Here is a 7267-nt window from a genome sequence, read left to right on the forward strand (position 1 = left end):
GAGCATGCGCTACCAAAACTAAGCTTGACCTGACAGGTGGGAACAAAGTTTGCGAAAGAGCCGAGCTGGACTGCAAATGTCCAGGACGGTTGACTAAACCCTTTTAATTGCAGTTTCGATTTGACCACAAAACTTATCAATATCGCGCTCCAGCATATCGCTTTCTCGGGTCTCATCTCTGACTGCGGATAGTTCATCTACAACAGCCCGCGCTTTCTTTTCTGGAGCCGCTTCAGCAATGCGCACCAAAGCTCGAATAAGGGCGGCCGTCACGAGGCCATTGCCCCGAGCGGCGCGTCTTAGAGCTGGCATCGAGTCGTTAAACAACGACTCTGCCGTGATGGATGGGTAAACCACCCGCACGGCTCCGTCGTCATCTCGATACACACCCGTGCAGAGCTTGGACGACCACGCACGGGCCAGTGAGGCCGACAGACGGTCGATGCAGACTATTGCGGTGAACGTGTCGTTGACACCCGGCGACAATGCCCGAAGTGCGATTTCAACGAGAAGATGGACAGAAAAACGGATATCTCCGTTAGGGTCTCGCGCGGGGATCAACGGAGCTGCCGCCGGCACCAGATCATTGAGATTCTCATCAATATCACCATAAACATTGGCCAAAATGTCCGATGGAACCATAAAGTCACCAGGCTGCACATCAAAAACGACGACTGCTCCTGCTTGTTTGGCCGCATGCACCAGTTCTTCGGTGTTGATCGAGTTCACATATCCGGTGCCCGAAGCCGGGACCGGGCGCTTGTCTCCCTCCTCAGGAATTGCCTCTGAGGATGGAATATCTGCACTGTTTTCGATCGCGGTGCTCACTTGGCGATCCAAGGCTTCAGAAATCCGCGCCGCCTCCTGATCAATGGTTACGCGCGTCGATACTGTATGGACGAAGAGCAGCAGCAATAGAACTGAGACGATCGAATAGATTATGCCAACCACCACGGCTAGGTTCACTGATGTGTCATCGCGTACTAACCACAAGATCATCAAGCTGTATAAAAACGTTGCTCCAAGTGAACCAACTGCAATCTGGTTTACCCTGTCTTCGCCAAAACGCTGCAAGAGCCTGGGGCCAATAGATCCTGCTGCCAAAGTGTAGACCAGCAGAACAATGGAATAGACCATGACCAACGCGGACATGGATGCTGCCGAGATTGCGCTCAGTACATCGCTCGCAGTGCGATTGGAAACGCTGAGCCAATCGGAAGCGGACCAACCCCAACGTACGAGCGCTTGCTCGGTCTTGAAGACAATCCCAGCCACCAAAAGCCCTGAAAGACTTATGGCAGCAGGGATGGTTAGGAACCCGCGAAAGTATCTCACTAATTCTCTGGGTGTTTGCATTCCAGTCCCCATTCACAACACGCGCTTTCTTGACGAACCCTGCTTTACGCGAACCGGTCGGCCGCTTTTTTCAAAGCACTCTGCATGTCATTCCATGCAGCCTCGTAGCCCTCTTTGACGTCTTCCCAGGCCTCGTCGCTGGTCGACTTCAACTCTTTCAGCTGAGCTTCTGCGTCAGACCTTACCTTGTAGAGCATGCTGAGTTGTTCCTCGAGCTCGATCTTGGCATCCGCTTCCGCCACTTTCAGCTTGGCTTCAAGAACATCAATCTGGGCATTCCAACTATCCAGTTGCAGCTGTGCCTTTTTCTCGTACCCAACGCGTGTCATCGTTTTTCCTTTCTTCGCAAACTGTGGTTCAGATCGACGGGAGCCGCCCACTAGGCCGCAACAATCGCCTTAAGCATCCAGACTGCTTCTTCATGCTTCGCCATCCTGGCGTTCATCAGATCCTCTGTAGCCCCATCGCCATAACGGGCGGCGGTCGCGGCAGTCTCACGCAGGTTCCGGGCAATCGCTTCGTGGTCTGCAACCAATTGTTTGATCATGCCCTCCGCATCTTTGACCATCTCTTCTTCGGTCAACTTTGCCTGACTAACCATGTCAGTGAACGAAATCGGTGCCACCTGACCCAACGCGCGCACACGCTCGGCCAATTCATCAGCGGCCTCGAACAGGTCACGATACTGACGCTCTGTCAGCTCATGGATCGGCAGGAATAGTGGGCCCACAACGTTCCAATGTGTGCCTTGGGTTTTCACCATCAGGATCATTGTATCGGCCAGTATTTCCGTCACCGCGTTGGCGATCCACGCATTTTTGTCGATGCCTGTATCGTTCGTTTCTTCCTGAACTTCAGACTTCAATACTTGCTGTATCATATTCACTCCGTTTCGTTGCTTATGGAGTAAAACCTAAGGGGGACACAAAAAATTACAAATAAAAACATATACTTATTATGGGTATCCGACGCATCATGGGGTGCTTCATGATCCTGGGTATCCTGCCCCACATGCCAATATTGATGTAGACACGCAGGCCCAATGCCATACATGCTTGGAGTAACTGACGTAAGCTACTGAGGTCATGCCAGTGTCCGATCAAAATCGACCACCAAAGCGCACCGAAAAACTGCAACTGATGCTCGACCTCGAAGAGCTTAAAGTCATCGATGATTGGCGGTTCGAGAACAGACTGCCCTCCAGAGCGGCCGCCATTCGAGAACTCATCCGTCGCGGTCTGATTTCCAATGAGTTTGAAGAACCACCGACTGATGCGCCTTCCGGCGAGTTTCGTGTTGTGGATGAATGACAGGAACATTCACAGAGCCCCGCGCGAAAACCATTTTTGATTAAGGTGATGTTCAATTCTCACCTTCGCGCCGGTAGTTGACCAGCCTAGCGCGCCGCGAACACATTGGGGACGACTAGGAAGGGCTGTCTTCAGAATTAGTTCTTGGCGCCAGACTATCCTTCACATCGGGGCTGGCGCCCAGCCCGCTCTCGGCGTCAGCAAGCGAAATTGCCTCATCTTCACCGACAGCAAGGACGGCAGTTTCAGGCGTAACCACCCTTGCCGGAGCGCTGACGCGAAATGCGGTCTTGTCACTTTCAGGTACGGCTGACTTGGCCATAATCCGCCAGAACGTAAATACAATCATCAGGCAATGCGCTGCCACAGTTGTCATGAACAGGCCCTGTGGCCCTAATCCAGTCATTGCTACACCTGCTATCAGCGGCCCGACAATCGATCCCAGCCCGTAGACCATCAGCAACCCACCTGAAACCTGAATCGAGGTGCCCGGCGTAGCATGGTCGTTCGCGTGCGCAACGATGATTGGATACATCGCAAAAATTGCAGCGCCGAACATCCCGACCAAAGCAAGGTTCATGACGCGCGACTCCGGCACAAGAAGGACGAAAGCCAGGTCCGAAGCGAGAGCCACACCCGCTGTAAACAGCAAGACTTTACGCCGGTCCATTCGATCACTTGCAAAACCAATCGGGACTTGCGCAAAGGCTCCGGCTAAAACCGGAATACTCGCGAACAAAGCAATTGCAGTAAGTGATAGCCCGACGCGATCCGCATACACCGCAGCAAGCGTCCCAAATGCTGCATTTGAAATGCCAACAAGAAAGACCGCGGCAACCGCAACTGGTGAGTTTCGCCACAACGCCGGCAGGTCGAGACGCACAGATGTCAGGGGTGCGGGCGACTCAGAGGTTGACAGGGCTGTTGGTATAAGCGCCAAACAATAGACCATCGCACCAATGGCAAAGAAGATGAAACCTGTTGCATCTCCCAGTGAGATAGCCATCTGACCGGCTGTCACCGCACCCAGGTTAACCATCGTGTAGACGCCAAAGACTGTACCACGCGTATTGGGTTCAACCTTATCGTTGAGCCAGGACTCGACGATCATTGCCGCGCCAGCAAAACAAAATCCTGAAACTGCGCGCGACGGTATCCAAGCCCACGATTCTACTACCACAGCCTGGAAAAGGATCGTTACGGCGGCAAGAGCACACATTACGCCGAAGGTTCGAATATGTCCTACTGCTCCAACAAGCCTTGGTGCAACAAGGCATCCTGCGACATAGCCAACTGCCCACCCCGTTCCCAAAAGGCCCAGAGAGCTGGCGGAAAAACCCTCGAAAGAGCCACGAACGGGAAGTATCAGACCATGGACACCACCTGCGAACAGAAGAAGCCCCGAACCAAGAAGTAACGCTGATATCGGTAAGAGCTGTCGGAACATCGGGTCCAGCCTAATGTCAAACTGAGAAATGAGAAGCTATTTTGCTCGCAATAGCGATTTGGCGAAGGTGATCAAGGCTTTCTGTACAGCAGTTTGGTCAACCTTTGGCAATCTACTTTCGCTACAACCACTTCGAGAGTTTGAATACGAAGTAAAGTGCAATTCCGATGGCAACCGACGCCAGTGTCAGCGCCCAAAACGCAAAGGGCGCACTCAAGCCGGGCATGCCAGCAATATTCACGCCAAATAGACCAGTCAGAAATCCAAGTGGCAGAAAGATCGCGGCCACGACAGACAAGAGATAGCCGTTTCGAGCAAGCGCATTCGCGTGTTCGGCGTCCATTTGCTCCTGAAGGGCAGTCAAGCGATCCCGACTTGCGTCCAGTTCCTCAAGTGTACGGCGAGTGCGGTTCGCGGTTTCATTGACCAATACGGATGCGTCGCTGTGAATTACGCTACTTTTCAATGAGGACAAAGCGTCGAGCGCATCGCGTTGCGGGCTGATATAGCGCCGAAGTTTGATCACCGTTTGCCGCAATCGCGCAATGCTCTCTGGTTTGATTTCATTTCCTGAAAGTCCAACCTCTTCGAGAGAGTCTGTCTCGTCTTCAAGTTCAAGGGAAACAGCCTCAATCCGCTTTGTGAGCCCCGCAGCAAGTTCTGCCAAAAATGCACCGACACTTTCCGGCCCCGAACCGCTTTCGGCTCTTAGACGAAAATTGTCTGCTGCCCAGACTTTGCGCACACGGGCAGATACGATAGTTCTTTCTGTGGCCCAGAGCCTTAGTGAAACCATATCCTCCGGAGACGCGTCAGGGTTCAAGTTAACGCCGCGTAGGTTCAGGATGATACCATCCTCGTGCAGATCACATCGTGGTCGCGTTTCGGATTGAAGCAATGCTTGCGCGGCTATGTTTGGCAGTTGTTCGGATGCCCATTGCCTCAAGCCGCTGTCGGCGAGGTCGAAATGAATCCAGCGGTAGCCGTTTTGCTGCCTTGCGAAGGGTTCTGGCCAATCTGAAGAGACAGGGACTGCTTGGCCCGCTACTATATCAAACGCACAGATGGGAGTGACTGTTTGTGTGTTCATTGGCGATCCTATTTTGCGTCGATTGGGAAGCCAATGCATGCCAAAGACTGCGCGCGGACAATTCCCTTAACTGGACGGACCATAAATGGTTTAGCGACCTATGCCACTATTGGTTACGGGCAGAACAAGGCGCATTGAACACTGAGAATTCCAAAACGCGTTCATCTTATGAAAGGTATCAGGTGAGCGATCAATCCGATGTGTGATGGGTCATTTCCCTCTGCGCTTCCAGTTCAGATTTATCATCGTCGTGAATACGCGCGAGGATTTGCACCGAGTGCACATTGGAAAAGGCCAGAACAAGTTTGATGTGTGTCCCAAGCCCTCTTCAAAAACTCTAAAGCTGAGAACCGATGGGCAGAATACCTAGAAAGCCGGCGACTATGTGATCCCAGGCAGAACCCGTCGGTTCTGAGCTATATTCGAGGACTTTGCCATTTGCGTCCCGTGTGCTCCATTTTAGCTGCCCTGCCTCCTCCAGCGTCACGCGATAGGTATATGCCGACAGTGCTTCGTCCAAAGCGCCTAAGGTTTGAATGGTCAGAGCTGGCGAGTCGATCAAAATGCCCATTTCTGTATTGATGTTGACCGAGCGAGGGTCCCAATTGAACGAACCGATGAACAGATACCGGTCGTCCACAGCAAACGCTTTAGAATGCAGGCCAGACCGAGACTGAGCCCAGTTAATACCACGACGTTGGACCTGATAGGCGTCCGGCCGCAATTCATAAAGCTCAACCCCGCTACGCAGCAATGCTCGGCGTTTCTTTGCGTAGTGCGCGTAGACTGGTGCGACGTCGTTTGAAGCCAGTGAGTTGGTTACGACTTTGACGTCGACACCGCGGTTTTCTAGTTCGTTCAACCACCTCACGCCATTGTTGCGTGGCACGAAGTAAGCAGAAACGATATTCACCTCACTTTCAGCGCTTTCGAAATACGGCAACAGTTGCGACGCAAGAATTGGACCTGAGTTCTCAAGCCCCGCGGCCTTGGAAGGTGGATCGACGTAGAGTTTTGCGGGCACCCAATCTAGTGACAGCGCGCCGTCTGCAAAGTTTTCCCTCGCCGATTTTCTCAGGGCCGCGCCGTACCGGGTTTGTTTTGCTTCCTCTACCAATTCACTCAACCTGTTTCTCGCTTCGCTAAGTGTGAAGTCTTCGGGTTCCCCGACAACCACGCGGGCCGGAACAGCGAATTCACTGTTCCAGTATGCGTCAAAGCTCTGCGATACTTCATTCACGACGGGACCGACGGCTAATACGTCCAAATCTGCATAGTTCATTTCTTCCCGTGCCAGAAAGTATTCGGCCCCGATATTTCGACCGCCTACAATCGTGAACACGTTGTCTGCGGTCATCGACTTGTTATGCATTCTGCGATTGATGCGTTTGAAATCCGTTAGTCCGGCAACGACTAGGCCTTGGTCACGCCAGAAAGGATTGAACAGGCGGATTTCAATATTCTCATGGTGATCCAACGCGGCTGTCATCGCGTCATAACCGGATGTATCTATGTCATCCAACAGCAGCCGCACCCGCACGCCTCGATCCGCAGCCTGCAAAAGGCTAGCCGCAAAAAGGTGACCTGTCGGGTCGTTGTGCAAAAGGTAGTATTGAGCGTCAATCGTTCGCTCAGCCGCAGCAGCCAACAAAAGTCGTGACACCAGAGCTTGCTCACCGTCACTGATTAATTTGACGCCTGAACGGCCGTCTTTGGGATCTCCCAGCCGATTGGCTGCTAGAGCCAATTCAGTGGTTGTGGCAGCGGGTAACGAAGTCGTTACCGTTTTTTCATAAATGCGAACTTTAGGAGCGCAAGCGACGAGAACAAGCGTGCAGCAGGCACAAAGAACTACAGTCCATGACTTCATCGGTTTCCTCCAGCAGTCACTCTTAGGTGACTACGCTTGAGGTCACGATTGCAAGTTTGTTCTATAAAACTTCAGGAGGTTTCATCGCATAGTGAGGATTTAACGAAACCTTGGTCGTCATCCTGTCAATTAGGGTCAGGACCCATTGATTTCAGCGGGGTTGCGTGTTTCACGGCTCGAAAAACGGGCGGTGA

General features: G+C 52.6%; 7 protein-coding genes. 1 reads left to right on the forward strand and 6 read right to left on the reverse strand.

The window, feature by feature from the left end; genetic code table 11:
- Nucleotides 1-93: 93 nt before the first annotated feature.
- The 3 genes from I9185_RS20235 to I9185_RS20245 are packed head-to-tail and all read right to left on the reverse strand — an operon-like array spanning nucleotide 94 to nucleotide 2236.
- Complete coding sequence (locus tag I9185_RS20235; protein ID WP_171723929.1) at nucleotides 94-1356, reverse strand: DUF2254 domain-containing protein; 1263 nt, start codon at nucleotides 1354-1356, stop codon at nucleotides 94-96.
- Between the two features lie 44 nt (nucleotides 1357-1400).
- Nucleotides 1401-1685, reverse strand: coding sequence for a coiled coil domain-containing protein (locus tag I9185_RS20240; protein WP_171637212.1), 285 nt, complete (start codon nucleotides 1683-1685; stop codon nucleotides 1401-1403).
- Between the two features lie 50 nt (nucleotides 1686-1735).
- A complete protein-coding gene (locus tag I9185_RS20245; RefSeq protein WP_171723931.1) occupies nucleotides 1736-2236 on the reverse strand; it encodes a DNA starvation/stationary phase protection protein in 501 nt (166 codons plus the stop codon).
- A 211-nt stretch (nucleotides 2237-2447) separates the two neighbouring features.
- On the opposite strand from I9185_RS20245, the gene I9185_RS20250 reads away from it, so the two are divergent.
- Complete coding sequence (locus I9185_RS20250; RefSeq protein ID WP_171636968.1) at nucleotides 2448-2666, forward strand: hypothetical protein; 219 nt, start codon at nucleotides 2448-2450, stop codon at nucleotides 2664-2666.
- 115 nt (nucleotides 2667-2781) lie between these two features.
- Here the strand turns inward: I9185_RS20250 and I9185_RS20255 are convergent, their stop codons facing one another.
- The 3 genes from I9185_RS20255 to I9185_RS20265 all read right to left on the reverse strand — a co-directional run bounded on the left by I9185_RS20255 (nucleotide 2782) and on the right by I9185_RS20265 (nucleotide 7073).
- Nucleotides 2782-4113, reverse strand: coding sequence for an MFS transporter (locus I9185_RS20255; protein WP_210093933.1), 1332 nt, complete (start codon nucleotides 4111-4113; stop codon nucleotides 2782-2784).
- Between the two features lie 121 nt (nucleotides 4114-4234).
- Nucleotides 4235-5203: a zinc transporter ZntB gene (locus I9185_RS20260; RefSeq protein WP_210093934.1), complete on the reverse strand. Its 969-nt coding sequence runs from the start codon at nucleotides 5201-5203 to the stop codon at nucleotides 4235-4237.
- Nucleotides 5204-5540: 337 nt separating this feature from the next.
- A complete protein-coding gene (locus I9185_RS20265; protein WP_210093935.1) occupies nucleotides 5541-7073 on the reverse strand; it encodes a phospholipase D family protein in 1533 nt (510 codons plus the stop codon).
- Nucleotides 7074-7267 lie beyond the last annotated feature (194 nt).

It is taken from the genome of Ruegeria sp. HKCCSP346 (genome assembly GCF_017872595.1).
Lineage (GTDB): Bacteria > Pseudomonadota > Alphaproteobacteria > Rhodobacterales > Rhodobacteraceae > Ruegeria.